The sequence below is a fragment of the Nitrospira sp. SG-bin1 genome (assembly GCA_002083365.1).
Lineage (GTDB): Bacteria > Nitrospirota > Nitrospiria > Nitrospirales > Nitrospiraceae > Nitrospira_D.
In genome coordinates, this window is the sequence record LVWS01000019.1 from 16,633 (window position 1) to 42,040 (window position 25,408).

Annotated in this window: 23 protein-coding genes and 2 pseudogenes; 16 read left to right on the forward strand and 9 right to left on the reverse strand. The window is 54.8% G+C overall.

What is annotated here, in order from left to right:
- The 3 genes from A4E19_16575 (at window position 1) to A4E19_16585 (ending at window position 3,856) form a co-directional block, all read left to right on the forward strand.
- On the forward strand, window positions 1-1,041 hold the full coding sequence (locus A4E19_16575) for a hypothetical protein (protein OQW35188.1): 1,041 nt from the start codon (window positions 1-3) through the stop codon (window positions 1,039-1,041).
- Between the two features lie 26 nt (window positions 1,042-1,067).
- A complete protein-coding gene (locus tag A4E19_16580; protein ID OQW35189.1) occupies window positions 1,068-1,865 on the forward strand; it encodes a sulfate adenylyltransferase in 798 nt (265 codons plus the stop codon).
- Window positions 1,866-2,011: 146 nt separating this feature from the next.
- Window positions 2,012-3,856 (forward strand): adenylyl-sulfate kinase, encoded by a 1,845-nt coding sequence (locus A4E19_16585; protein ID OQW35190.1) that lies wholly within the window; start codon window positions 2,012-2,014, stop codon window positions 3,854-3,856.
- Window positions 3,857-3,959: 103 nt separating this feature from the next.
- Here A4E19_16585 and A4E19_16590 read toward each other — a convergent pair whose 3' ends face one another.
- Both A4E19_16590 and A4E19_16595 read right to left on the reverse strand, forming a co-directional pair.
- On the reverse strand, window positions 3,960-4,241 hold the full coding sequence (locus tag A4E19_16590) for a hypothetical protein (GenBank protein ID OQW35191.1): 282 nt from the start codon (window positions 4,239-4,241) through the stop codon (window positions 3,960-3,962).
- Window positions 4,242-4,320: 79 nt separating this feature from the next.
- Window positions 4,321-4,599 carry a hypothetical protein gene (locus A4E19_16595; protein ID OQW35192.1) on the reverse strand — a complete coding sequence of 93 codons (279 nt, stop codon included), beginning with the start codon at window positions 4,597-4,599 and terminating at the stop codon, window positions 4,321-4,323.
- A 468-nt stretch (window positions 4,600-5,067) separates the two neighbouring features.
- On the opposite strand from A4E19_16595, the gene A4E19_16600 reads away from it, so the two are divergent.
- Complete coding sequence (locus A4E19_16600) at window positions 5,068-5,298, forward strand: hypothetical protein (protein ID OQW35193.1); 231 nt, start codon at window positions 5,068-5,070, stop codon at window positions 5,296-5,298.
- Between the two features lie 232 nt (window positions 5,299-5,530).
- Here A4E19_16600 and A4E19_16605 read toward each other — a convergent pair whose 3' ends face one another.
- From A4E19_16605 to A4E19_16615, 3 genes are all read right to left on the reverse strand, one after another.
- Window positions 5,531-6,814, reverse strand: coding sequence for a glutamate-1-semialdehyde aminotransferase (locus tag A4E19_16605; protein OQW35194.1), 1,284 nt, complete (start codon window positions 6,812-6,814; stop codon window positions 5,531-5,533).
- 565 nt (window positions 6,815-7,379) lie between these two features.
- Window positions 7,380-7,805 carry a hypothetical protein gene (locus A4E19_16610; protein ID OQW35195.1) on the reverse strand — a complete coding sequence of 142 codons (426 nt, stop codon included), beginning with the start codon at window positions 7,803-7,805 and terminating at the stop codon, window positions 7,380-7,382.
- A gap of 155 nt (window positions 7,806-7,960) precedes the next feature.
- A complete protein-coding gene (locus A4E19_16615; GenBank protein OQW35196.1) occupies window positions 7,961-8,467 on the reverse strand; it encodes a hypothetical protein in 507 nt (168 codons plus the stop codon).
- A gap of 126 nt (window positions 8,468-8,593) precedes the next feature.
- Here A4E19_16615 and A4E19_16620 point away from each other — a divergent pair, with 126 nt between their 5' ends.
- The 8 genes and pseudogenes from A4E19_16620 (at window position 8,594) to A4E19_16655 (ending at window position 16,956) form a co-directional block, all read left to right on the forward strand.
- Entirely contained in the window at window positions 8,594-9,184 is a 591-nt protein-coding gene (locus tag A4E19_16620; GenBank protein OQW35197.1) for a hypothetical protein, read from the forward strand.
- Window positions 9,184-9,831 carry a hypothetical protein gene (locus A4E19_16625; protein ID OQW35198.1) on the forward strand — a complete coding sequence of 216 codons (648 nt, stop codon included), beginning with the start codon at window positions 9,184-9,186 and terminating at the stop codon, window positions 9,829-9,831. The genes A4E19_16620 and A4E19_16625 overlap by 1 nt, the downstream gene beginning before the upstream one ends.
- A gap of 62 nt (window positions 9,832-9,893) precedes the next feature.
- Window positions 9,894-11,444 carry a peptidase M16 gene (locus A4E19_16630; protein OQW35199.1) on the forward strand — a complete coding sequence of 517 codons (1,551 nt, stop codon included), beginning with the start codon at window positions 9,894-9,896 and terminating at the stop codon, window positions 11,442-11,444.
- A 53-nt stretch (window positions 11,445-11,497) separates the two neighbouring features.
- Window positions 11,498-12,919, forward strand: a complete 1,422-nt coding sequence (locus tag A4E19_16635; protein ID OQW35200.1) for a hypothetical protein — start codon at window positions 11,498-11,500, stop codon at window positions 12,917-12,919.
- A gap of 75 nt (window positions 12,920-12,994) precedes the next feature.
- A complete protein-coding gene (locus A4E19_16640; GenBank protein OQW35201.1) occupies window positions 12,995-13,837 on the forward strand; it encodes a hypothetical protein in 843 nt (280 codons plus the stop codon).
- Between the two features lie 81 nt (window positions 13,838-13,918).
- Window positions 13,919-14,824: pseudogene (locus tag A4E19_16645) on the forward strand (peptidase M50).
- 300 nt (window positions 14,825-15,124) lie between these two features.
- Window positions 15,125-15,658: a hypothetical protein gene (locus tag A4E19_16650; GenBank protein OQW35202.1), complete on the forward strand. Its 534-nt coding sequence runs from the start codon at window positions 15,125-15,127 to the stop codon at window positions 15,656-15,658.
- Window positions 15,659-16,017: 359 nt separating this feature from the next.
- Window positions 16,018-16,956 carry a hypothetical protein gene (locus A4E19_16655; GenBank protein ID OQW35203.1) on the forward strand — a complete coding sequence of 313 codons (939 nt, stop codon included), beginning with the start codon at window positions 16,018-16,020 and terminating at the stop codon, window positions 16,954-16,956.
- Here A4E19_16655 and A4E19_16660 read toward each other — a convergent pair.
- Together A4E19_16660 and A4E19_16665 are read right to left on the reverse strand one after the other, a co-directional pair.
- Window positions 16,915-17,676, reverse strand: a complete 762-nt coding sequence (locus A4E19_16660) for a hypothetical protein (protein OQW35204.1) — start codon at window positions 17,674-17,676, stop codon at window positions 16,915-16,917. The two genes, A4E19_16655 and A4E19_16660, sit on opposite strands and share 42 nt — an antisense overlap.
- A gap of 117 nt (window positions 17,677-17,793) precedes the next feature.
- A complete protein-coding gene (locus A4E19_16665) occupies window positions 17,794-18,276 on the reverse strand; it encodes a hypothetical protein (GenBank protein ID OQW35205.1) in 483 nt (160 codons plus the stop codon).
- A 96-nt stretch (window positions 18,277-18,372) separates the two neighbouring features.
- Between A4E19_16665 and A4E19_16670 the strand changes: the two genes are divergently transcribed.
- From A4E19_16670 to A4E19_16685, 4 genes are all read left to right on the forward strand, one after another.
- On the forward strand, window positions 18,373-19,752 hold the full coding sequence (locus tag A4E19_16670) for a peptidase (GenBank protein OQW35206.1): 1,380 nt from the start codon (window positions 18,373-18,375) through the stop codon (window positions 19,750-19,752).
- A 290-nt stretch (window positions 19,753-20,042) separates the two neighbouring features.
- On the forward strand, window positions 20,043-20,372 hold the full coding sequence (locus A4E19_16675; GenBank protein OQW35207.1) for a hypothetical protein: 330 nt from the start codon (window positions 20,043-20,045) through the stop codon (window positions 20,370-20,372).
- 126 nt (window positions 20,373-20,498) lie between these two features.
- A complete protein-coding gene (locus A4E19_16680) occupies window positions 20,499-21,518 on the forward strand; it encodes a hypothetical protein (protein OQW35208.1) in 1,020 nt (339 codons plus the stop codon).
- A gap of 163 nt (window positions 21,519-21,681) precedes the next feature.
- Entirely contained in the window at window positions 21,682-23,364 is a 1,683-nt protein-coding gene (locus A4E19_16685) for a formate--tetrahydrofolate ligase (protein ID OQW35209.1), read from the forward strand.
- Between the two features lie 4 nt (window positions 23,365-23,368).
- On the opposite strand, the gene A4E19_16690 is transcribed toward A4E19_16685, so the two are convergent.
- Together A4E19_16690 and A4E19_16695 are read right to left on the reverse strand one after the other, a co-directional pair.
- Entirely contained in the window at window positions 23,369-24,229 is an 861-nt protein-coding gene (locus A4E19_16690; GenBank protein OQW35210.1) for a protease modulator HflC, read from the reverse strand.
- Between the two features lie 95 nt (window positions 24,230-24,324).
- Window positions 24,325-25,353 (reverse strand): annotated as a pseudogene (locus A4E19_16695) (HflK protein).
- Window positions 25,354-25,408 lie beyond the last annotated feature (55 nt).

Here is a 25,408-nt window from a genome sequence, read left to right on the forward strand (position 1 = left end):
ATGCCGATTCAGGACATCCTCGCCAAGATTGCCCAGGGCCCAAAGGCTTCGAAGGACCTCACGTGGGACGAGTGTAAACAGGCCATGAAAGCGTTGATTGAAGGTGAGGCCACGCCGGCGCAAGTCGGCGCCTTTCTCATTGCCATGCGGTTCAAGACAGAGTCGGTGACGGAATTGGCCGCCTTGACGGCCGCCGCTCGACACTATGTGCCTCCTCTGACAGTCGCACGGACCCTGGCCCTGGCGGATGTGCCGACCTATGCCGGAAAGCAAGACACGTTTCACGCGATCATTGCAGCCTCCATCGTTGCCGCGGCATCTGGGGCTGCGGTCTTGATGCACGGCTACGATGGCATTCCTGGACGGCCAGGCAATGCAGGAGTGCTGAAAGCCATGGGCATCCCCATTGATGCCGATCCAAAACAGGTCACTGAAGAACTGAACGGGAAAGGTTTTGCCTACCTGGATATCGGACTGTACCATCCGCCGATCTATCGATTTTTGGAAATGCGTCAGGAGCTCGGCGTCCGGAACGTCTTCCATCCGATTGCTCGATTACTCAACCCGGCTCGGGCCGCGGTGCAGGTGGTCGGTTTGTCTCACCCTCCGCATTTTGAGAAGACCGCCGAAGCCTTGCGCATCCTAGGGTGTCCACGTGCATTGGTGATTCGGGGTGTCGAAGGCGATCCTGAGCTGTCCGCGTCGATGGTGACCAGAGTGCTGGAATTGCGGGATGAACGCATCACGCCGCTGGGCGTGGCTCCGAAAGATTTCGGCCTGGCGTTTGTTCCCTCGCGAGAAATGGCGGGGTTTCCTACTGCTCAGCGTGATAAGGAGGCGGATCTGCTCCGAAGGATTCTTCAGAATCAGGTGCAGGGCGGACCCAAAGAGTGGGTCCTCATGAATGCCGCGATGTTGCTCTACGCGGTGGGCAAAGGGGCGTCGTTATCTGCCTGCTATCCCGCTGTGCGTGCGACGCTTGAGGGAGGAGCGGCATCGCGCAAGCTTGACGAATTGGTACGAAAGCCGGTTGCGGCCTAGGATGAACAGCAGAGGGACAAGGAGCCATGAAACACCTTCGGCAACTTGAAGATCAAAGCGTCTATATTCTGAGAGAGGCCTATAAGCATTTCGACAATCTTGCCATGCTCTGGTCGATGGGGAAGGATTCCACCGTGCTTCTGTGGCTGGCCCGCAAGGCCTTCTTCGGGCATGTGCCGTTTCCGCTTCTCCATGTCGATACCAGTTACAAGATTCCGGCAATGATCGAGTACCGCGATCGGCTTGCGCGGGAGTGGCGATTAAATTTGGTGGTCGGTCAAAACAAGGAAGCCTTGGCGGCGGGAATGAATCATACGATGGGCCGAGTAGTCTGTTGCACGGCATTGAAGACGAACGGCCTCAAGCAACTGTTGGAGAGCAAGGGCTACACCGGTGTTATCCTTGGCGTCCGCGCCGACGAAGAGGGAACGAGGGCCAAAGAACGCTATTTTTCCCCGCGAGACAAACACGGCGATTGGGATTTTCGCGATCAACCGCCGGAGTTGTGGGATCAGTATAAAACCACGTTCCCGCCGGGGACGCATATCCGTATCCATCCGCTCCTGGACTGGACTGAGATCAATATCTGGGAATACATCAAGCTTGAGAATATTCCCTTCATTGATTTGTATCTTGATAAGGGAGACGGGACACGCTACCGAAGTCTGGGTTGTGCACCCTGCACCACGCCGATCAAATCGACGGCCAAGACCGTGGACGACATCATCGAAGAGTTGCGCCACACCACCGTGGCCGAGCGATCAGGCCGAGCACAGGACGAAGGCCGCGGTATGGAATTGCTGCGAAAAGACGGCTACATGTGAAACCCGATGCTGAAAGTGATCGTCAGCGTTATTCCCGGTCGATCGGCTCCGTCAACGTACTCACGACGTACGCATCCGGACCCTCGCTCCCTGCGGCCCCTTGCTGAACGATCATTTTGCGCATCGGTGAAGGAGTTTCAGGAATCATGACGACGCAATCAACGAAGCCCTCAGAAAATCTCAATATCGTGATTGTCGGGCATGTGGATCACGGCAAGTCCACATTGCTGGGCCGCCTCTATGCCGACACCGGTTCGCTTCCCGACGGGAAGTTGGAAAAGGTGCAGGCCATTTGCAAGCAGCAGGGGAAGGAATTCGAATATGCTTTTCTCTTTGATGCCTTTCTTGAAGAGCAAGAACAGGGAATCACGATCGATACGGCCCGCACGTTTTTCATGTGGAAGGGCCGTCAATACATCATCATCGATGCGCCGGGGCACAAAGAGTTCCTCAAAAATATGATTTCAGGCGCTGCACGAGCTGAAGCCGCGCTCCTCCTCATCGATGCGCTGGAGGGAGTCAAAGAACAATCGAAAAAGCACGGGTATCTGCTATCCCTACTGGGCGTCCGCCAGTTTGCCGTGGTGGTCAACAAGATGGATCTGGTCGGCTACCGCCAGGATGTATTCGACGGGATCGAAAAAGAATATCGAGAATTTCTCGGGCAGTTCAAAGCCGTGCCGTCGCAGTTCATTCCGGTCAGCGCCAAACTTGGCGACAACATTGCCAACCGCAGCGAGCACATGTCGTGGTACAGCGGCCCCACGGTCCTGGAAACACTCGGTGCGTTCCACAAGGAAACGGCTCGATCGGAGCAGCCGCTGCGATTGCCGGTGCAGGATGTCTACAAGTTCGATGCACGTCGAATCATCACGGGGCGTATCGCCGCTGGGCGTCTCAAAGTGGGCGACCATTTGGTCTTTTCGCCCTCCAATAAGCGGGCCAATATTCGAACGGTCGAGGCCTTCAACATCGAGCCGCAACCGACCGACGGTCAAGCCGGACAATCGATCGGGCTAACACTGGACGAGCAGATCTTTGTCGAGCGTGGAGAGATCGCCTCGCATCAGGACCATCTCCCGCTGGTGTCGACCGCTTTCCGTGCCAATCTGTTTTGGCTCGGGAAGAGACCATTGGAGAAAGGCCGCAAATATCTCCTGCGGGTAGCCACCAAAGAAGTCGACTGCGAGATCGCTTCGATCCATCGGATCATCGATACGATGGATTTGGCTCAGCAACAGGGCAGCAATACCGTCAGTAAGAACCAAGTGGCTGAATTGACCTTGCGCACGAAAGTCCCGGTCGCGTTCGATCTCTCAGCATCGTTCGAAGCCACAGGCCGCTTTGTCCTGGTGGATGAATACGATATCGCCGGCGGCGGCATCATCACCGAACTGGTTCATGACGACCAAGAGTTTCTCCGTGAAGAAGCCCGGCGGCGTGACTTCGCCTGGATCAAGGGTGAAGTCACGGTCGAGGACCGGGCTCAACAGTACGGCCATCGAGCGGCAGTCGTTCTGATTACCGGCGGACGACACACCGGCAAATCCTTCTTGGCGCGAAAACTTGAGGCACGCCTCGTGGCGGACGGGCGCCATGCGTACTTGTTGGACGGGGAAAACCTGCGTCGGGGTCTCGATGCTGATCTCAGCGAAGAAGAGCGGGGACAGACGACCGAAATGGCGAGGCGGTATGGCGAGGTCGCGCGCCTTCTTACCGATACCGGCCTAATCGTCGTCTCCACCACCAACCCGTTCGGGCCTGCTTATCGCGAGGCCTCGCAAGCGATCAGAACCCTGGTGCATCCGGTTCCAGTCATCGCCGTGCACATGAGCAAAACTGCAGAAGAGCCTCCCCAGAATACCGATGTCGTGCTCAGCGGCCCTACGGATTTCGACGCAGCGACCGCTCGCATCCTCGACGAATTGAAACAGCGCGGTGTTCTGGCTCAAGCGATCGGGGCGAAGCCGATTTTCCAATATTCCATCTGATGAACCGGCTGTCCCGGCCATGTTGCCGTGGCCGTGCCGGTTATGGCGAATCGAGATGCAATGAAGTGTGAGTTGATGGGAGTGGGCTCTGTCTTCTGTATGCTTATCGGCCAGAACGTGTGATTGGGCGATGTGTATTGGACGCAAGTGGAAAGCATCGTACGGATGCTACCGCAACATCGATATTGAGATCCGGCCAATGCAGATGGCCGGAATGAAGCAGTTCAACGTTCATGATCTTTGATACGGAAGTGTCCAGGAATTGGGGAAACGTTTTAAACGACATAAAAAGCTCGCTGTCGCTGGTAAGTAGCCAGAGTCCATGTTTGGAGATGTTGGTGACTTCAACGCGTGAAATCTCCCTGCCGCGAATGATGGATTTCATCTGAGTGCTCCTGGACGAGAGGCTCGGTCTTACCGCGAACTCGCAAACGAGTGAACAATTGAACTATGCCCATACCGGGCTATCCTGCTTTCGAAAATCCTTCACTCCGAAGAATGTCAGCGACATTCTGTTCGCCGACGAACACGTCGGCCACGAGCCGATTGTATACGTCCCGGCCGTGGGGCACGATCCGGATCGATCCACTGCGCAATAACTCCTCCAGCCGCCGCTTCGCCGCCGGGCCTTCGAACTCACTCAGTTCGGGCGTGTCGATCCCGTGCAATCTGATGCGCTCACCTCCAACACGGATCGTATCACCATCTACTGCCTGCACTTGTAACGTACTCAGTAACTTCATCTCGTGCCTCGACCGGGCTCGAAGTGTGGAGAGCCGGGATGGTTTATGGGCAGGACCCAACTTATACCGTCCTTTAGGATAACGCTGAGGTCGGCTGTCCGGCGGGCGCCGGGGGCGACGTTGCGTGTATGAGGGCAGGCGACCAGAGTCTTGTTCATTTGGCGTCGGATACCAGCAGAGATCACACTGTTGGTTTAGAGTGGATCCAAGGTTGGATTTCTGCAGTGGTTCCCCTGAGGCGCCGAGTGGTAACGAGACGAGCCACATCCAACCTATGGTCAACCAAGTTATTAGGTGTATTGGATAACGGTTCATGGCCTGTCGCCTACGCAGGTGTCGTGCCAGGTTTCGCTTAATTGACAATGCCCAAAACGGCATGCTGGAATGGCTTGCGGTTTGTCATAAAGTGAACGGCCGTAGTGTTCTCCAAAGCTTCGTAGAGGGATAAGAAATGGAGGGTTAGTGGTTATGGATATGATGGGACGTGTGGGGCTGGTTGAAATTCCTGTCTTGATTGCCCCGGATCAAAAGGCGTGGATGGATCGTATGATCAAAGAAGGTAAAATCGCGATTCCGCCTGGTGGAACATTGGAAAAAGGGTCGCTCTATTCAATGTTTATACGCATGCTGCTTCATAACGCGATGGAAGAGCAGAAGCGGCAGGAGGCCCTCGAAGCAGAAGACGAGGACGACGAATAGGACACAAAGGGGAAGCGTCCGTCAACGTTGTGCTCGCATCTCTCAAGGCTTCAACGTCCTGTGAGTTTAGCTCAGCCTTTCGCTCGTGGCGGCCTCACTGGACAATCCGTTGAATTGGTTCACGAATGTACGCACATCCGTGAAACGCGACACCCTCCATGGCTGTCCCTGTATCTTAACCGATACCATTCGTATCTTACAGGATACAGATATCGATACCTTAAACGCTTCTTTAGAGTTTTTTGAAGGCGATGTGAGCAGCTCGGATGGTCTTTTCGAGGTCCTGTGAGCCATGGGCCGTAGATAGGAAGGCGGCTTCGAATTGGGATGGAGCGAGATAGATACCCTGTTCCAACATGTGGTGAAAAAATTGGCCGTACCGCTTCGTGTCGCACTGTTTCGCCGTGTTCCAATCCACAACAGGACCAGGGGTAAAGAAGGTCGTGAGCATCGATCCGACTCGCGTTTGGGTCACGGGAATTCCGGCCTTCTTCGCAGCCTCGCCGATTCCTTTAGCAAGAATCGCTGACCGCTCCTCGAGTTTTTTGTAAACTCCCTTCACCCGCAACTGTTTGAGTGTTGCCAATCCTGCGGAAACGGCCAACGGATTACCGGACAGTGTGCCGGCCTGATACACCGGCCCAACCGGTGCGATAAGATCCATGATCTCTTTCCGGCCACCGTAGGCACCGACCGGCAGTCCACCACCGATGATCTTTCCCAGCACCGTAAGGTCCGGTGTGATGCCATAGAGTGACTGCGCCCCTCCATAATCAACGCGAAATCCTGAGATCACCTCGTCGAAAATCAAGAGAATATTGTGTTCGGTGGCCAGCTGCCGCAGTGCCGACAGAAACTCAGGAGCAGGCGGCACGACTCCCATATTTCCTGCGATCGGTTCCACGATGATGCAGGCTAGTTGATCCCGGTTGACCTTGATTAATTGCTGGACTGTGCGGATATCGTTATAGGAAGCGGTCAGAGTATGTTTGGCGAAGTCATCCGGTACTCCAGGTGAATCCGGAATACCTAGCGTTGCCAGTCCTGACCCGGCTTTGGCCAGCAGGTAATCACCGTGTCCATGGTAGCAGCCTTCGAACTTCATGACACCGGTCCGCTTGGTGAACCCACGTGCGACTCGGATGGCGCTCATGACGGCTTCGGTCCCGGAGCTGACAAGCCTGACCTTTTCCATGGACGGGAAAGCGTTCCGTATTTCTCGAGCCAGCACGACCTCTGCCTCGGTCGGCGCTCCGTAACTGGTGCCTCGTCCAGCTGCACTCTTGATTGCGGCGATCACTGCTGAAGGGGCATGGCCTAAAATCATCGGCCCCCAAGACAACACATAGTCGATATAGACGTTGCGGTCGACATCGTAGAGCCGAGGCCCTTTGGCTCGCGCGATGAATCGCGGTTGCCCACCGACCGAACGGAAGGCCCGAACAGGACTGTTCACGCCGCCGGGAATGAGTTGCTGTGCCTCGGAGAAGAGTTTGGCGGACCGGGATGTCTTCATAACGGGTGCGCACCCTATCACGCAGCGTGAGATCCGGTCAACCAATGCCTTGTCTTATGGCGTTCGATCTAGAGGACATCGTCAGAGGCAAAAAATGTCGAAAGATATACCGTTCTATCGATACAGATACTCCGAACGGACGTGGAGTTTGCCCGAAGGTCAGAATTCTGTTTTGTTTTCATCTCACTCTGGGGAGGAGGCCCGATTCTTGCTGCAAATCGGTAATCAGTGGAGAGGCGAATATGCAGGTCATCTGTTCATGGTGTCGTAGAGAAGGTCGACTCGGACTTGTCGGAGAAAAACCTCCGCTTGAAGATCGCCGTGAGACGCATAGTATCTGTATGGAGCATGAGCAGGCAGTGCGAGCGCGGTGGGTCGCTTGTCGAGGAAGCCTAGGTGGAACTCATACAACGTCCAGGGGCGACACGCAGGATCGTACCCCTTGCATTTCGCTGGTGATACGATCAGTCGTGCGGTTATATTCGGGTCTGAAAGGTCTATCCACCAAGAATCGCCTCTAACTTTTCTTGAAGGATGTGGCGTGTCATTTTCGCCGTAGATGGTTTTATTTTCTAGAGTGTTTGGCTGACGGTTTCGTGCGTGGTTTAGCCTTCAGTGTCTCCGGATCAGTCGCGGAGAATTCTTTCAGATCCCAGTGCTTCCGCTTCGATTTATTCGGCTGGGTGATGACAAACACGACATGGAATGGAGCACGCTGGCCGCCGGTGGTGTGCCCCTTGCTCCAGGCTTCACCGGCGTCGTCGAGGACTTCCAGCAGTGTTTCGTACTCTTCTTCATCATCAGGAAGCACGGCTTCGGTGTCGGTAATGAGCAAAATGTACCCTTTGCCTGGAAGCCACTCCAAATCGGCCAGACATTCTTCAAGAGCGTCCCAGTTATGTCCGAAGTAATCCGGGAAGGCGAGTGCCCGTGCAAATTCGCCAAATAGACCGGATGGAGTCCGACAGCGTTTGCCCTGAATGGTACGCATGGCGAATCCCGGTGGCGTCTTTATCAACGCCGAGGCGGCGGTTCCTCGAGGGACGATGAGAAGAGCAGACCATGGAGGTGTGGGGCTGCTCAGATGAGTCTGCAAGCTAGACTTTTTAGTCATAGCAAATCGTGTTCGAGTGGCATGTGCGTGAGCTAGTTAAGCGGGACAAACGTCCGGTAATGATCGCCGGTGTAATAAGCTTTCCCGGTCCGCTGCTCGATGATAATGCGTTCGGCATCCCGACCACGCCCTCGTATCTTGGGATTGACATCATACTCTCGATAGGAGCCTCGTGGAAGACGTCGTTCTCTGTTTTGGAAGTCACGTCCTCCGATGTAGCCAGGGAGCGGTATCCCGTCTCGTTCTTGGAGCCGATGAAGCAGATCATATGCTTTCCGAGGCGCTGTCGCGAGCGAAGGCCATCGCTCGGTTTGATCGGGTGAGCTGAGAATAGGGTTCGCATTCCGCGGACCGTCGCCGAGGTCGGCAGCGATCAGGATCGGGGACGCAAGGCCGAATGCGCATAGCAGATTGAGAAGAAAACCGACAAGCGTAATCCATCTCCGTCGAGGGGTGAGCACCGGCGCTTCATCCTTGGCAAGACGTTGAACTGCGGTGCGACCGTAGCATCCTCTTTTTAGAAAGGTCAAACAATGCACGAGCGATCACCTCGTTACCTGGATGTCTCTCATGCGGTTTGCTAGAATAGAGCGGCTAAAGTCCAGACCCGACGAGTGCCGGTTCAGGACGTATCTTCACTGAGGCATCGCGGGAATCTGGAGGCTATGTGTGAAATCCATCCGGTCGGACATGTGACTCCGTTACTTACGCGCCTGGTTCATTACGGCATCGCGCTGACTGTCCTCGCTTCGACCGTCCCCTCGAACGCACAACTGAATCCGAGCGGTTCGATGAGACGGTCTCCGGTGGAAGTCGTGAAGCGGTATGTTCTTTTGGATCGGAAAGGGGCTCGTTTGGACGCTCCGTCGTTCGACACCGTGGTTCCCTACATTGACTGGAGAGAAGAACCGGCATGGGGCCGTATCGTCGTCGTCCAAGAGACAACCGTTCCGGAGGACTATCGGCAATGGGAGATTCTCAACAATCTTGAAGTGATCATTCCGGTTACCTTTCATGTGCGGGGGGCGGTTTATCTGGAAACCGCGACCTTCGTGCCCGAGGAAACGACGGAAGAGGTTCGTTTTCATGTGAAAGTTGTGGGAAGCTTTTGGCGCATCGTTTCGCCGGTCATCCCTCCGCACGTCGGACTGAAACGGATGGTGAGTTTCGCACGAGAGGCGGAAGCCCGGGAACCAGATGACGCACAACGCAGCGTGCTTGGTATGCTCATTGACTCCTTGCGAAAGGTTGAGTAATGGTTAAAAGATCGGTGGATCTCATCATTTTTGATTTGGACGGGACACTCATCGAATCGAAGTGGGATATCGCACACTCTGTCAATTTCACACTGGTCAAACTGGGATTGCCCGAACGCCCCATTGAAGAGATTTTTGGTTTTGTCGGCGACGGCGTCAAACGATTGCTGCGTCTTGCCGTCGGGGAAAACAATCAGACCAGGTTCGAAGAAGCGTTGAACGTCTTTCGCGGCCATTATCTCGAACATTGTTTGGATCGGACCGTCTTTTACCCCGGCATCGAACCGATGCTGCAACATTTCGCCCACAAGAACAAAGCGATTGCAACCAACAAGTCCATCGAATATACGCGCGTGATTCTGAATGGCTTGGGGGCGCAGCATTTCCGCTATATGATCGGCGGGGACAACGGCTTTGGTCTTAAGCCGGAACCCGGCATGTTGTTGCACATCATGGAGAAAATGGGCGTGCCGAAAGAACGGACGGTTCTCGTCGGGGACAGTACGAACGACATCAATGGAGGGCATAACGCCGGCATCCGGGTCTGTGCCGTCGGATATGGGATGGGAAATCGAGCGAAGATGGAAGCCTGTCAGCCCGATTGGTTCATTGAAAAGCCGGAACAACTCATGGAGATTTTCCTATGAAACAGAGGTCACGGTTAAGGACGAGGCCGAGAAAGGATGGTGTTCACAAACCAGACAGGCTCATGATTTTTTATTTGAGCCTCACTCTGATCCTTGCCTTCAGCCTTGACCTTCTCCACGCTGCCACGCCGAATATCGCGGAGCGGGTGATCGAACATCGGCTGGCAAACGGCTTGACCGTGCTCATGGTCGAACGGCATCAGACGCCGGTCGTCTCCATCAACATCACTTTCGCAGTGGGCGGCATCAATGAACAGGTGGGCCAAACGGGGCTCGCCCATCTCTATGAGCATATGGCCTTTAAAGGCACACGGTTGGTCGGCACGACTAACTATGAGACAGAGAAGCCGATATTGGACGAACTTGCGCGGGTTGGGACCGAGCTCGACCAACGTCAGCGAGACCTGACCGTCAAAGGGGCTGGTGCAACGGCTGACGAGCGAATCATGATGGAATCACTCCAGAACCGTTTCGTAGCGCTACAGAATCAGGCCGCACAGTACGTCGTCGGGAATGAAATGGCTCTGTTGTACCAGCGACACGGTGGTGTGGGGCTCAATGCATCGACGGGTAAAGATGTGACGCGCTACATGATCAGTCTGCCGTCCAATCGACTGCCCTTGTGGGCGGCCATCGAGTCAGATCGGATGGCGAATCCCGTGTTGCGTGAGTTCTATAAAGAGCGCGGCGTCGTGATGGAAGAACGGCGTCTACGGAACGACGATAGTCCCAATGGGCTCTTGTTTGAGACGTTCACATCCGCGGCGTTTCGTGCCCATGGTTATGGGATCCCAACCATTGGATGGGGGTCCGATATTCTGTCCTTAACACCGGCTGCGGCGGAAGCCTTCTTCAAGACCCACTATGGTCCGGATCAAGCCACGATCGCCCTCGTAGGCGATATTCATCCACAAGAAACGATTGCGTTGATCGAACAGACGTTTGGGAAGATTCCAGCCGCATCGCCGCCACCGCCTCTGGTGACGGTTGAGCCGGAACAGCGTGGGGAGCGACGAGTGGAAGTGGAGTTCGATGCGGAACCGGCTATCGTGATCGGATACCACAAGCCGGGTTTGGGGCATCCGGATGATGATGTATTCGACGTCATCGATGCGGTGCTCAGCGACGGACTCACTTCTCGTTTGCATCAAAAGTTAGTTCGTGAGAAACGGCTGGCCGCCTCAATTGGATCGGACGCGAATCATCCTGGGGTGCGCGCGCCGAATCTCTTCATAGTGACGGCGACGCCGTTGGCTCCCCATACCACCGCTGAGGTCGAAGCGGCCATCTATGAGGAGCTCGAGCGGTTGAAGCAGGAACCGGTCTCGTCCGCAGAGCTCGAAAAGGTGCTCAACAACCTGGATGCGGACTTAGTGCGGGGTCTCAGGTCGAACAGCGGGCTGGCCTCTCAGCTGTCCTTGTATCAAGCGGTGGCCGGAGATTGGCGCTATATCTTGAGGTCTCGAGATAAGGTTGCCGCGGTGACGGTTGAAGATATCCAGCGAGTGGCGACGCAGTATTTTACCAAGTCGAATCGTACGGTCGCGGTCTTGGTGAAGAAAGGCGCGGATAAAACCGTTGCAGCGATTCCAGCCGGCGAGGTGAAGCCATGAGACCGACGAAGAGATACAGATGGGGATGGAGGAGCGTCAGCCAGGTCAGGACTGTGCTCGGCACGCTGGCGATCCTCCTGGCATCCGTGATGACAACTTATTCGGCTGATCTGATGCTGGGCGATCCTCGAACCATGGCGTTCAAGCCGGTGGAATTTTCCCCACCGGATCCGGAACGGGTTGTGTTGGACAACGGGATGGTCCTCTATCTGCTGGAAGACCACGAGTTACCGTTGGTGACGATCACGGCGACGATGCGAACCGGGAGTTGGCTTGATCCAACCGATAAAATCGGTTTGGCGGCCATGACCGGGGCGGTGATGCGAACCGGTGGCGGTGGCGGTCTGTCCGCAGAACAAGTGGATGCCGAACTGGAGCAATTCGCGGCCGATGTGAGTATTGGGATCGGACGACAATCAGGGTCGGCATCGCTCGATGTCCTGAGGAAGGATGTGAATCGGGGGTTGGAGATCTTCGCCGGTCTCATTCGGACCCCCGCGTTCGATCCTGCTCGCCTCGAGTTGGCCAGGCTGCAAGCCATTGAGGGAATCCGTCGCCGTCAGGACAACCCCGGCTCCATCGTCAGCCGGGAATTTGCCAAGATGCTCTATGGGGCGGCTCATCCAAGCGCGCGCGAAAGCTCGCTGGATTCAGTCAAGCGCATCACCAGGGATGATCTCGTCGCGTTCCATCGCACCACGATTCACCCGAACGGGACGATTCTCGGTGTGACCGGTGACTTCAACCGAGAGGAGATGGTGGCCTCTCTGCGCAAGGTATTCGGAGATTGGCAAAAGGGTACCGTGCCGGAGCTGAGAATTCCCGACGTACCGCAGACGGAGCTCACCAGACCGGTTGTCCAGTTCGTCGGCAAAGATACCTCGCAGACCCATCTTCGGGTGGGGCATCTCTCGATCAAGGAGAATGATCCCGACTACGTCGCCTTGGCCATCGCGAACGATATTTTAGGTGGGAGTTCGTTTCGCAGCCGCCTGTTCAACGATGTGCGAACGAAACGCGGACTGGCCTATTCCGTCGGTAGCCGCCTCAACACGGGGATGCATGATCAAGGGGTGTGGCTGATGCGAGCGGAAACCAAGTTGATTTCCACGCAGGAAGTGATCGAGCGGTTTGTGGCGAATATCGAACGAATGCGCGCCGAGCCGGTGACCGATGCAGAACTGGCGGAAGCGAAGGAAGCGTATGTGAATTCGTTCGTATTTTCCTTCTCCAGCCCGTCGGCGATCGTGAGCCGATTGGTTGAGTTGGAGTACGATGGATTGCCGAAGGATTTTCTGCAACAACTCCGTGCCAAGGTCGTGGGCCTGACCAAGGAAGACGTCTTGGCGGCGGCCAAAAAGCATTTGCGCCCGGATCGATTGAAAATTGTTGCCGTCGGATCAGGAGAGGCGTTGCCGAAGGCCCTCGCGATATTTGGAGACGTGAAAGAAATCAAGCTGAGTCCCGAAGGATGATGGGACGTAATCATGAAGTAATCGCAATGTAAAGATACTTCTCTCCTCGGGAATTCTTTTGTGCTGTAAGGCGTCATGCCGTTAGAAGACGACTTTTCAGACATCCTCAAAAAAGCGCGGACCGGACGAGGATTGTCCGTCGGCGATGTCGCCCGGACGACGGGATTGCCCGGAGGCGATATTACGGCGCTGGAACGTGGTGATCCCCCGCGAGACCGGGCAGAGGTGCGCGCCCTGGCAACAGCTTTGGGTCTGCGGGCTGCGCCGCTTGAACAAATCGCCGTCGATAAGTGGGAACCCGTAGCGCAGCGGATGCCACCGTGGGTGGAGATGGTGCAAGGTTCCATTAATGGGTACGGCGTACAGGGGTATATCCTCATTGACGGGAATGAGGCGCTACTGGTGGATACGGGGTACAATGCCCCAGCCATGCTGGACCGGCTTCGGCGACGTGGGTTGCGGCTCCTCGGCATTTGTTTGACACATGGCCATGCGGACCATGCCGAGGGGATTGAACAGATTCTCAACCATCACGAAGTCCCGGTGTACCTGGGACCTGAAGATATCAGCCTGCTGAGTTGGCAGCCACGGCCCGACGTGCTGGTTGCGCCGACAGACGGCTTGTCGATCAAGGTCGGACGTCGTACCATTCACTGTGTGACCACGCCGGGACATACACCGGGCGGTATCTGTTATCGTGTAGATGACCCGCAGCTGCCGGTGTGTTTCGTCGGCGACACGCTCTTTGCCGGATCGATCGGTCGATCCAATCCCAAGGAGTTGTATGCAACCCATCTGAACTCAGTCACTCACAGTGTGCTGGCTCTTTCGCCGGACTATCGGCTTTTCCCCGGGCATGGTCCCGCCACGACCGTTGAAGAAGAACTCGATCACAATCCGTTCGCGACGATCATATAGGCCAGATTCATGGATGGGTTCGGGCGGAATGAACATCGAGAACTCAGTGGCGGTCTCGCCGTTGAGGTCCCGGCAGAGCCGGCTCCACCGTCCATGGATCAGACCGAGAGCGACGACATCGAGCCGTCATTGTTTTCCAAATGGGCCTTGCCGATTGTTCTCTTTTTCTTCACGGTGTTTACCACCCTGTGGGCGGGGGCCTACCAGGTTTACAATGGCCCGGTGCGCGGCCCGTTAAATTTTCTGCTGGCCTCTCCTGAGGCACTCTGGCAAGGCATTCCCTTCGCCGGTGCCCTGCTCTTTATCCTCACCACGCACGAGTTCGGGCATTATGTGTTGTCGAAGATTCATCGGGTGCCCGCCTCCTTGCCGCTGTTTATCCCAGGTCCGCCTCATTTCATCGGGACGTTCGGCGCCATCATACGCATGCGGGGTCCGATCCTGAGTCGTCGGGCCTTGTTCGATATCGGTGTCGCCGGCCCCTTGGCGGGTTTCGTCGTTGCGGTTGTCGCGCTGATCGTCGGGCTCAATCTGTCGACGGTCGTGGATCGAACGGTGACGTATGGATTACACCTGGGCGAGCCTCTACTGCTACAGGTTATGTCGTGGCTAGTAATCGGGCCGTTACCGCCGGAGGCTGATGTCGTGCTGCACCCGATCGGTTTTGCGGCCTGGTTCGGACTCTTTGTGACTTCTCTCAATCTCCTTCCTATCGGCCAGCTCGATGGCGGCCATGTTGCCTATGCCCTGTGGGGCAGGCGACAGCGGACGATGGCGCTCGCCTCTCTCCCAATTTTGTTGATCTTGGGATTCGTCGGCTGGGCGGGCTGGTTTCTGTGGGCCTTCATGGCGGGACTGTGGGGGGTCGGCCATCCCCCTGTCATCGATCCTCACGTGCCGTTGGGTCGCAACCGGACGATTGTCGGCTGGATTGCTTTGGCCGTGTTTGTCGTGACCTTTGCACCGGTGCCGTTCTCCTTCCACTAGACGCTTCCAGTCGCTTCTCCTCACCTGTATCGTTCTTCTGATTTTCTTGTCCGATTGTACGTACGACCCTAGAGTAGAAAAATGTTCACGGCCGACACACACGCGGCACACTGTCCCAAATGCCAGGCGCAACGGTCTGATGGTGAGGAAGAGTGTGCCCGATGCGGGATAATCTTTGCTAAATACAAACCACTTACGGCGAAGTCGCGCTGTTCAGTAACCAAACCAATACCTGTACAGTCTGAATGGTTCCTGTCAGCCAAGCAATGGCTACTTGTATCTGACGCCACGACCGATTCGATGACGTTCTATGGTCGGGCAGCCGTGTTTGTGGCCATGGTTTGGTGGGGGTGGATGTTTATCACCACGCCGCTTGAAACGAACTATACCGGCGAGTCGTTTCTCCATCTCATCAATCTGCCCTTTCATGAAGCCGGACATGTCATCTTCATGCCGTTTGGGCGCTTCATGACAATCCTCGGAGGAACGCTCGGCCAGATTCTCATGCCGATGATTTGCCTCGGGACGTTCCTTGTGAAGACTCGTGATCCGTTCGGCGCCTCGGTGGCCTTGTGGTGGACGGCGGAGAGCCTGATGGATATCGCCCCGTACATCAACGATGCGCGCGCCCTCGACCTCATGCTCATCGGCGGAGTGACCGGGAAAGAAACCGATGGACACGACTGGAACAATATTCTGACGATGCTGGATTTGCTGGAATGGGATCACCGGCTGGCTCACTTTATCTACAGCGTCGGTATTCTTCTCATGCTCGGCTCTTTTCTCTGGGGAGGAACCATCCTATTGCGGCACTATCGCCGGCTTTCCCGATGACAACCCTCCTTGCACGGCCGTGCTAACTCCCATACGATGTCCGACCGAACGGAGACTGCACGTAGGTCGAAGGACAGCATATGGTCGTGAAGTAACTAGAGGGGCGGCACATCATGTCACGTGTGAGCGCTCTATTGTGGTGCTGTTTCTTCATGACGTCGGTCCTTGCTTCAGCCACGTTCGGTCAAGATCCCGGTATCCGATCCTATGTCGCTTCCCCGGAGCCAGTGACATCTACCCGAGATTGGCACTACGGTGCGTATGTGGATGTCGCATACATCGGGAATTTCAACTTTCCCGACAACCATCTATGGCGCAGCCGTGCTACGGCATCCCATCATAATGAGCTTTCACCAAACATGGGGTTGGCCTATGTGCGCAAGAATGCAACAGAGTCCTCACGCTTGGGGATGGAACTCGGCTTTCAAGGGGGACGGGATTCGGAAGAGTTCGCGTTTTTGGCGGGTGAAAGACGAGTCGACGGCTCGGATGTGCTCAGGCACATCCATCGCGCGAACGTGTCGTACTTTGCACCGATCGGTACAGGGTTGACCATCATCGCCGGCCTGTTCAACAGTCTGATGGGCTACGAATCCCTCTATGCAAAAGACAATGCCAACTATACGAGATCATGGATTGCGGACAATACACCCTACATGATGTTCGGAGTGAACGCGCAATATTCCGTGAGCGACGATTTCATAGCCGCCGCCTTCGTCGTGAATAGCTACTATCATCTGGCGCACCCGAATGACGTCCCAAGCTATGGGGTGAGATGGGCCTGGAAGGCGATGCCACGGCTCACGTTGACACAAACTTTCTACGCAGGACCAGAACAAACGGATACTTCTTTGGAGTTTTGGCGGCTGTATGGGAATCACATCCTGGAGTGGCGAGGGGAGGACGTAGTAGTCGCGGCGTCCTTCGATATTGGGACCGAAAGCATTGCCGGGCAGCCCGGTTGCCCACGAACCTTTGTGATGGGAGGCAATGTGATTATGAGATGGCATATTACTGGTCCTTGGTCGGTGGCATTGCGCCCCGAGTTCTATTGGGATCGGAACGGGCGCTGGACAGGAGCCGAGCAGTTCGTGAAAGCCATCACGTCTACTGTCGAGTACAAATTCCCGTACAAGTGGACCAACGCGGTGGTGCGAGTAGAACATCGTTATGATGACTCAACTGGGGTGGGAGGCGGGTTTTTCAAGAACGGGACGATCCGTCCCGGTGTCCTAGGTCTTGCGCAAGGGCAGCATCTACTCTTGCTGGGAGTTCTTATCAGCTTCGATTCCCCGTGAGTGTGGGACAGGAGATGGGAGCTTCTGCATCCAGTGCTGGAGCTGGTCGACAATGCGCGTGCCAAGTGTTTGAAGCGCGCGTTTTTTTGCCTCCTGCAGAGCGGCGCCATCTTCGACTAGGACGGCTGACCCGACCAGCTTCGATGCTCCTTCAACTGTCTGCATACGGGCGTGCCATTCAGAGTGTACAGCCCGTAAGTGGCCGGTGACCATGACGAGCGCATTGCTTTCGGTACCGGGGGCGAGATAGGCGCCGAGTAAGGTCGGATACAACCAAGCAAAGCGGTTGTTGTACCGATCAACCGCAGCAACTCCGTTGACGATCAAGACCATATCGGCTCCATGTCGAGCACCAGCCTGACGGATTCCGAGGATATCCTCACTTCGCAGAGTGGCATCTATCAGCACAAATGTATCCTGGAGGACATGCTCGTCCTGTAGCGGTGCTAGCTCGCGGAGCAGTTGATCTCTATCCCCGGTTAGCCATTCCATCTTTCGGATGGACGGACTGTTTGGAAAATTGTGACTTGCGAAAAAGACACCGAGCCGAAGGGGTGTGGAAAGATGAACGCGTTGGATCGCCAGGGATTGACCTTCTGGGGTTGAGTTTGACTCGACATGAAGGACTTCGCTCATTGCCGCCCGATCGAATCCTTGGCTGCTCGCGCACCCCGTTACCAAAAGAAATAGCAGTGACCAGAGGGTTCTAAATTTTGGCATTCGAGGGTTTTCCTACTTTTGCGTGACAAAAATAATGGACATGGCCATTGCGATATGAGCCAATTCCCCAGTTCCCACTTCATTACGGAGATGGTGAGTCTATGGCGGAATGGAAACCTACTCCTCAATCGGAAGAATGCGATCGGCCACTGCTTGCACAACACGTTCTTGTTCGGTCACCGCTTTCAATCCGTTAAAACTAAGGTAGTGCCCACCGTGACTCGGTGCCTGAATCGTGGCACTGACTTCGACATGATTTCCATCTTCGACTTCTGGGTCGCGGACAATTGGTCTACCACAAATACCCAACACGGCGACGGGGATGGTCGACTCATCATTCTCAAGACGGAATAAATATGCGCCGTAACAGTTGTCACCATTGGGAATTGTGTAGGGAGCGAGTGATTGCACATCGCGGACGATGCCTCGCAAAGTGACATGCCGAAGATGATAAACCCGCGGCTCTTCGAGTATCTGTTGAATGCTGGTGGGTTCTTCTGCCGATACCCGTATCGGTGTGTTCGCTCCTATAAGTGTGAGCAAAACGACGAGAAGAGGAGCGACGATTCGAGCTGAAGTGAGCATGTGGATGAAGAGCATCTTACCACCATTCTTCGCTTTGGATCAGAGGCTGCTTTCTCTTGCAAGACATGCTCGCTATAATCTCCCCGTCTTTGGTCAAGGAGGATCATTTGTATGGTGAATGAGCGGCAACTGAGTACCTTCGTCAAGGAGTCACGGGGAAAGTTTGAGGATATCTTGGGACAGATGGTGGAGATACCATCGATCAGTATGGATTCATCCCGTACGGGTGATATGCGGCGCATGGCTGAACTTGCGAAGGAGTACTTGGCCGACATGAAGGCCAAGGTTCATGTGGTGGAGACTGGTGGGTACCCTATCATCTCCGGTGGATGGATAGCAGGGCCCACGTACCCCACAGTTACGATCTATAACCATCTGGATGTTCAGCCGGCGCAGGAGCCGGAATGGAAACAGCCCCCGTTTGCCTTTCAAAATGAACGAGGGATCTACCGGGGGCGAGGAACGACTGATGACAAGGGCCCCGCTCTGACGGCGATGTTTGCGGCTCGATATGCGATCGAGCAAGGTTGGCCGATAAACATCCAATTCTTGTGGGAACTTGAAGAGGAAATCGGGAGCCCGCATTTTGCCGAAGGCCTCAAGAAACACCTGGCGATTCCGCGACCAGATTCCGTGGTTGTGTCGGATACAATCTGGATTGCCAAAGGACGGCCTGCAGTGCCCTATGGTTTGCGCGGCCTGCTTTGCGCACGTCTGATCCTACGGACAGGTGAAAAAGATGCGCATTCAGGTGTGACTGGGGGCGCCGCTCGCAATCCACTGGCTGAGCTGATGGAGGTGGCGAATACCTGCCTTGATGCGCGGACTGGAAGGATAAAGATTCCGGGGTTCTATGATGATGTGATACAGCCCACCGCCAATGAAATTAAGAATTTCCTTAGATCAGGCTTTCAAGTGGGTCGTTTTAGGCATGCGTACGGGTTTCGATCGCTTCGAGTACAGGACCCAGCAGAAGTCATGCGCAGGATTTGGGCATCCCCGACGTTTGAGATCCATGGCCTTAGTGGAGGATACCAGGGACCAGGTGTCAAAACGGTTGTGCCTGGTCATGCCGAGCTCAAGGTCAGCATGCGGCTTGTCCCGGGCCAGGCACCTGAGAGAGTGTTTGCTCTGTTGAAGAAGCATGTGATGAAGGTGAATCCTGATGTGAAAGTGAAGAGAGAGGGGATGCTCCATCCGTTTAGAGGCCACTTCGTGGGGCCATATGTGGACTGTGTGAAGCGTGCCGTGATGGAAGGGTTTGGCAAGGCCCCCGCGTTTGTGAGAGAAGGTGGGTCGATTGGTGCGGTGGTCACGATGCAGAAAGCCTGGAAGGTCCCAATCCTCTTCATAGGCCTGAGCTTGCCAGAGCATGGCTACCATGCTCCCAACGAATATTATGATTGGGGGCAGGCCTCCGGGGGAATGAAGACGTTCGTTCAGTACTTCTCACAATTAGTAAAGATGGGGAAGCAACAGGGCGGTCTTTGACAACATCTGGGCCGATAACGGTGTGCTCGGAAAGGTCAGTTTTGAACACCGGTATCCGAAAATTGCCAGGACAACCATGTTTGCCATGTAACGGCTAATCCAAAACGGTCCGGAAGTGCATTGAAATTATAAGTATTTGAAAATTATAAAAATTTGCATTACTTGTCTTTGTTGATAAGGCATGAATGTTGCTGACTCTCAACTCATGGAACAAGGAGCTAGTCGCGCCCTTAAGCTGTTAAAGTGATCAGGTTGATTGTGGAAAGGCGGTTGGGTATTCTGTCGGCCTTATGGGAGCTGAACCGATCCGTGTCATAGTTGTCATGGTTACAACTGCAAACCAAGAGGAAGCGGCCAAGATTGCAGACCAAGTAGTACGGTCTCGTCTCGCTGCTTGTGCTTCCGAGATACCCAGCGTACGGTCAACGTACTGGTGGGGAGGAAAGATGATGAACGATCAGGAAGCACTTCTGCTGATAAAGACGACTTCCGACAAATTCGACTCCATCCAAGAAGCCATACGAAAGATCCATTCGTATAAAGTTCCAGAAATAATAGCAATTCCTGTGACCCATGGATTCCCACCGTATCTTGAGTGGGTGCACCGAGAGACGCCCTAGATGATGTGGTTGAAACTGGCTTATCGAAAGACTATCGTGGGAGTTGACCAGTAAGGGACGAAATCGGTAAGTTGCGGGTCGACTTCAAAGCCTACCTGATACACTTAGGTACGGGAGAAAAATGTTATGGGTCAGACAAATATGCAAGACGGCGATGCCTATACCGTGGTGGTTTTCAGAGGATCCACTGCAAAGCCAATCCGCTTTAGCTTTTCGAAGAGACTCCTCAGGCGATTATTAGTATGTTTGGGCGTGGTTGTTCTTGCCGATCTTCTTGTGGTTTCTCATTATGTCATCAGAACTGGAGAGGTATGGGAGCTGGCAGCTTTCCGTGCCGAAGCCATGAGTGCCCGAGAGCAGACTGCCGCTTTCTCATCCGCCATTGATGATCTGAAGAAGCGCCTTGGCGCGATGAGTGAGGTCAATCAAAGGCTTAGAGTCATGCTGGGTATTGAGGTACCTAAGACGGGTGATATGGCAAATGGGAGAGGCGGAGAGGAGATGCCGATTCCCGAAGAAGGAGGCGCAATACCGGGCGGCAATCAACAGGGCCTCTCATCTGGTGCCTCAAGGCTAGGGTTCGACAGCCAGCAAGAACGCAATGATGCTGTCGGCCTCGAGCCTTCTCCCGATAACCTCCAAGCCATTGCTTCTGTAAAAGAAGGCTTGGAATGGCTTTCAAAGCAAACGACAGCGCAAGAACGCATTCTTGAAGAATTGTCACAGGCAGCCGAACAGCGCTCGGCTCGATGGGCCTCGACACCCTCCATTTGGCCGGTGAAAGGGTGGATCACATCCGGGTTCGGTCCCCGTGTTTCTCCTTTTACGGAGAAGCCAGCCTGGCATGATGGGTTGGATATCGGAGCTGCCCCCAACACTCCTGTGCGTGCTCCTGCCCAAGGAAGGATTACGTCAATAGGGTACGATCCGAAGCTTGGGAACATGGTCCGTGTCGATCATGGATTCGGGGTCGAGACCCTTTACGGACACCTGGCGAAGGCTTTGGTGAAGGAAGGCCAGAGGGTCGAGCGTGGCGACGTCATAGCGCTTGTCGGGAGTTCTGGCTTGTCCACCGGCCCGCACCTACACTATATGGTAAAAGTGAATGGCCAAGCCCTGGACCCGATCAAATACATCTTGGAGTAGGGCGAGATTAGATCATACGTGATGTTCCACCTACCTGTTTGTGCGACCCGCAACAGTTTGATTTTTCTCAACCTGCTCCGAGCACTTGCTGCGGCTTCTTCTTTGCCAATCGCCTAGCCGTACCGCAGCTGTAGTGATCTAGTGACATCAGAATGATATTCATATGACCGACCTCGAAATCGCTCAGTCTGTGACTCCTCGACCCATTCACGAAATTAGTTCACAACTTGGAATCCTTCCCGAAGAGTTTACCGGCTATGGATCGGATAAGGCAAAAATATCGATTCAGGTACTGGAGCGTCTAAAAACATCGCCGATGGGACGATATGTTCTTGTTACGGCGATCAACCCCACCCCCTTGGGAGAAGGAAAGACGACAACGTCAATAGGGCTGGCCATGGGCCTCTCTCGATTAGGACATCGAGCTGCGCTTACCCTAAGGCAACCCTCGCTCGGGCCAGTGTTTGGGGTAAAGGGCGGAGGGACTGGCGGGGGACATGCTCAAGTCATTCCCATGGAAGATATTAATCTGCATCTGACCGGGGATGCTCACGCGGTCGCGGCAAGTCATAATTTGCTTTCAGCATTCCTGGACAACCATTTGTTCCATGGAAACTCCCTGTCGATCGATACCGAACAGATTACATGGCCGAGGACATTAAATGTCAATGATCGAGCGCTTCGGACGGTCGTACTGGGGGAAGGCACAGGTGGTCGCAAAGGACAATTTGTCATTACCGAGGCGTCGGAAGTCATGGCGGTACTGGCGTTGGCAAAGGATCAGCGAGATCTCTTAAACCGGCTTAGTCGCATCGTCGTGGGGTTGACCCAATCAGGTGCGCCAGTCCTGGCTGAAAAGCTGGGCTGTGTGGGATCCATGGCCGTCTTGCTCAAGGATGCCCTGATGCCAAATCTGGTCCAAACGCTCGAAGGGACGCCTGCTTTTGTTCATACCGGCCCTTTTGGCAACATCGCCCATGGCAATTGCTCGATCATATCCGATGCGATCGCCCTGCGCTGTGCCGACTTTGTCGTCACCGAGGCAGGTTTTGGTAGCGACCTGGGAGCGGAGAAGTTTTTCAACATTAAATGTCGTGCTTCAGGATTCTCCCCGACGGTGGCGGTTGTGGTTGCAACGTTACGGGCGCTGAAACTCCATGGCGGTGGTGGTGTTGCCAAGGCGGGTGTATCGCTACCTGCCAGTTTGACAGGACCGAATCGAGACGCTTTATCAAAAGGCATCGCAAATCTGGAACAGCATGTGGCCAATGTGCTGGCGCACGGTGTACCGGTGGTGGTTGCAGTAAACGCCTTCAAAGACGATCCTCAAGATGAATTGGACTGGGTTCGAGAGCAGTCACTTAAAATGGGAGCGGCGGACGCGGCTGTATCAACACACTGGTCCGACGGGGGTAGAGGAGCCGAGCAGCTGGCTAGGGCAGTCCTCAGGGCATCCGAGAGACCGGCTCATTTCAACTATCTATATGAAGTGTCTTGGCCGATCAAAAAAAAGATCGAAACCATTGCTACCCGTATGTATGGAGCGGCAGGAGTCACGTTCGAACCGGAGGCTGAACGCCAAATCGACAAGGCAGAGGCGCTGGGGTACGGCAGCTTACCGGTCTGCATGGCTAAAACTCCGCTCTCGTTGTCACATGATCCTTCCCTGAAGGGGAGACCAACCGGCTTTATGGTACCTATCCGAGAGTTGCGAATTCTCGCCGGAGCCGGATTTGTAACAGCTGTCTGTTCAGGAATTCAGCTCATGCCGGGATTGCCTAAGAAGCCAGCCGGTGAGCGCATCGGTCTGGATCGCACTAGCGGGAAAATCGTTGGGCTTTCTTGAAGAATCAACGTTGCTTCAAATAGCGGAAGAATTCCGAATCCGGGCTCATCACCAACGTCGAGCCGTCTTTGAAGGCACTCTTATAGGCTTCCATCGAACGGGTAAATTCGAAAAACTTTTGATCCTGCCGGTAAGCATCGGCGTAGATCCGAAATGCTTTGGCATCTCCGCTGCCTCGAAGTTCTTCAGACTCTTTGTAGGCTTGAGCCAGGATGATTTCCCGGTCCTTTTCGGCTTCGGACCGAATTTTTTGAGCTTCTTCAGCTCCTTCCGCGCGATATTGTTTGGCCTGTCGCTCCCGTTCGGCTTGCATGCGCGCAAAGACGGCTTTCTCATTCTGTTCCGGCAAATCGGCACGCTTGATTCGGACATCCTGAATTTCGATGCCGTACGCCGAGGCCTTCTCGTTCGCTCGTTCGGTGACCACCTTCATGATGTCAGCTCTTGTACTTGAGACGATCTCGAGTAACTCGTGCCGACCCAACTCGACCCGGAGTTCAGAATAGATGATATCGTGCAGTCGTTGGAGAGCGCCCCGTTGACTCTGAAAGTTCTGGTATACCTTCAACGGGTCCACAATGCGCCATTTCGCGAAGTTATCCAGCAACAGGGTCTTTTTGTCCGAGGTAATGACGTCTTGCGCGTTCGAGTCGTAATCCAACAAACGTTTTTCGAAGTAAGTCACTTCTTGGACAAACGGCACTTTCACATACAGACCTGGTTCGGTGATGTTGCGAACGGGCTTGCCGAGCTGCACGACGATGGCCGTCTGAATTACGTCCACGACGAAAAGCGGAGAGGCTCCGAGCACGAACAACGCAACGATCACGGCAAGGAGTGTGATCACCAATCCCTGTTTCGTCATGGTCGGGCCCCCCTCGACTTGAACGATGGGGATGGTTCTGGTCGAGTCTCTTCAATTTCCGATTGGGGGACGGTTTTGGCCCCGGTCGTGGATGTCGGCTTGGAGAGGCGGTCCAAGGGAAGATATGGGAGCACACGATCTCCGCCTTTCCCGTCGATGATGATCTTTTCCATATTTGGGAGGATTTCTTCCAAAGTCTCGATATAGATCCGCTTGCTGATCACGTCTTTCGCTTGGTTGTACTCTTTCAAAGTGGCGAGGAATCGATTGGCCTCACCTTGCGCGCGATTGACTCGTGCCTGCGCAAATCCCCTTGCCCGGTTGACCAGTTCGGCTGCCTCACCTTTCGCTCTCGGGATGATGTCGTTTCGGTAGCCCTGCGCTTGGTTGATCAGTTTTTCCCGATCTTCTTTGGCGTTCGTCACGTCTTTGAACGCGGCGGCGACGGCTTCCGGGGGGTCGACGTCTTGGAGTTGCACCGCAGCGATCTGCACACCTGATTGATACTGGTCGAGGATCGTTTGAAGCAGCGTCAGGGTGTCTTGCTGAATCACCGCTTTTCCGGTGGTCAGGGCTTCGTCGATCCTACTCTTGCCGACAACCTCGCGCATGGAGGCTTCTGCTGCCTTGCCGATGGTCTCATGGATATCCGCCACGTTGAAAAGGAAGTTTCGAGCTTCCTTGATCTTGTATTGGACGATAAATTCGATCGCCAGGATGTTCATATCACCGGTCAGCATCAAGGCTTCCTGGGGCACCATCTGCTGGCGACCTTGCTGATTGGTGCGGAAACCGACTTCCACCCGATAGAGTTTTGCGACCTTGGGCTGGAGAACAGTTTCAACGATGGGAATCTTGAAGTGAGGACCTGGTTCTACAGCGCGGACCGGAACCCCGAACCGTTTCACGACTCCCTCTTCATCCGGGGCGACGATAAACACACTGTGCCAGACCAGAAAGATCAACAAAGCGGCGATGAGGAGATTCCACATGCCGCCCGAAGGTAACAGGCTTTTCAATCCGCCGGGAGGGAAGATGTCTTTGAATTGTGATTGGGCCTGCTTGAAGGCTTCTTCAAGCGGGTCAGGCTTCTTGCCCCACGGATCTTTTGGGTCCCAGACCATTCGCGACGGTAAATATCCAATGACAGTAGAAGACGGATCGACACCTTAGCAGAGT

What these genes read in the sequence shown, in the direction of transcription:
- A4E19_16575 (OQW35188.1), top strand. Translation starts at nt 1, where the DNA reads ATGCCGATTCAGGACATCCTCGCCAAGATTGCCCAGGGCCCAAAGGCT.
- A4E19_16580 (OQW35189.1), top strand. Translation starts at nt 1,068, where the DNA reads ATGAAACACCTTCGGCAACTTGAAGATCAAAGCGTCTATATTCTGAGA.
- A4E19_16585 (OQW35190.1), top strand. Translation starts at nt 2,012, where the DNA reads ATGACGACGCAATCAACGAAGCCCTCAGAAAATCTCAATATCGTGATT.
- A4E19_16590 (OQW35191.1), bottom strand. Translation starts at nt 4,241, where the DNA reads ATGAAATCCATCATTCGCGGCAGGGAGATTTCACGCGTTGAAGTCACC.
- A4E19_16595 (OQW35192.1), bottom strand. Translation starts at nt 4,599, where the DNA reads ATGAAGTTACTGAGTACGTTACAAGTGCAGGCAGTAGATGGTGATACG.
- A4E19_16600 (OQW35193.1), top strand. Translation starts at nt 5,068, where the DNA reads ATGGATATGATGGGACGTGTGGGGCTGGTTGAAATTCCTGTCTTGATT.
- A4E19_16605 (OQW35194.1), bottom strand. Translation starts at nt 6,814, where the DNA reads ATGAAGACATCCCGGTCCGCCAAACTCTTCTCCGAGGCACAGCAACTC.
- A4E19_16610 (OQW35195.1), bottom strand. Translation starts at nt 7,805, where the DNA reads ATGCGTACCATTCAGGGCAAACGCTGTCGGACTCCATCCGGTCTATTT.
- A4E19_16620 (OQW35197.1), top strand. Translation starts at nt 8,594, where the DNA reads ATGTGTGAAATCCATCCGGTCGGACATGTGACTCCGTTACTTACGCGC.
- A4E19_16625 (OQW35198.1), top strand. Translation starts at nt 9,184, where the DNA reads ATGGTTAAAAGATCGGTGGATCTCATCATTTTTGATTTGGACGGGACA.
- A4E19_16630 (OQW35199.1), top strand. Translation starts at nt 9,894, where the DNA reads ATGATTTTTTATTTGAGCCTCACTCTGATCCTTGCCTTCAGCCTTGAC.
- A4E19_16640 (OQW35201.1), top strand. Translation starts at nt 12,995, where the DNA reads ATGCCGTTAGAAGACGACTTTTCAGACATCCTCAAAAAAGCGCGGACC.
- A4E19_16650 (OQW35202.1), top strand. Translation starts at nt 15,125, where the DNA reads ATGACGTTCTATGGTCGGGCAGCCGTGTTTGTGGCCATGGTTTGGTGG.
- A4E19_16655 (OQW35203.1), top strand. Translation starts at nt 16,018, where the DNA reads ATGGGGTTGGCCTATGTGCGCAAGAATGCAACAGAGTCCTCACGCTTG.
- A4E19_16660 (OQW35204.1), bottom strand. Translation starts at nt 17,676, where the DNA reads ATGCCAAAATTTAGAACCCTCTGGTCACTGCTATTTCTTTTGGTAACG.
- A4E19_16665 (OQW35205.1), bottom strand. Translation starts at nt 18,276, where the DNA reads ATGCTCTTCATCCACATGCTCACTTCAGCTCGAATCGTCGCTCCTCTT.
- A4E19_16670 (OQW35206.1), top strand. Translation starts at nt 18,373, where the DNA reads ATGGTGAATGAGCGGCAACTGAGTACCTTCGTCAAGGAGTCACGGGGA.
- A4E19_16675 (OQW35207.1), top strand. Translation starts at nt 20,043, where the DNA reads ATGGGAGCTGAACCGATCCGTGTCATAGTTGTCATGGTTACAACTGCA.
- A4E19_16680 (OQW35208.1), top strand. Translation starts at nt 20,499, where the DNA reads ATGGGTCAGACAAATATGCAAGACGGCGATGCCTATACCGTGGTGGTT.
- A4E19_16685 (OQW35209.1), top strand. Translation starts at nt 21,682, where the DNA reads ATGACCGACCTCGAAATCGCTCAGTCTGTGACTCCTCGACCCATTCAC.
- A4E19_16690 (OQW35210.1), bottom strand. Translation starts at nt 24,229, where the DNA reads ATGACGAAACAGGGATTGGTGATCACACTCCTTGCCGTGATCGTTGCG.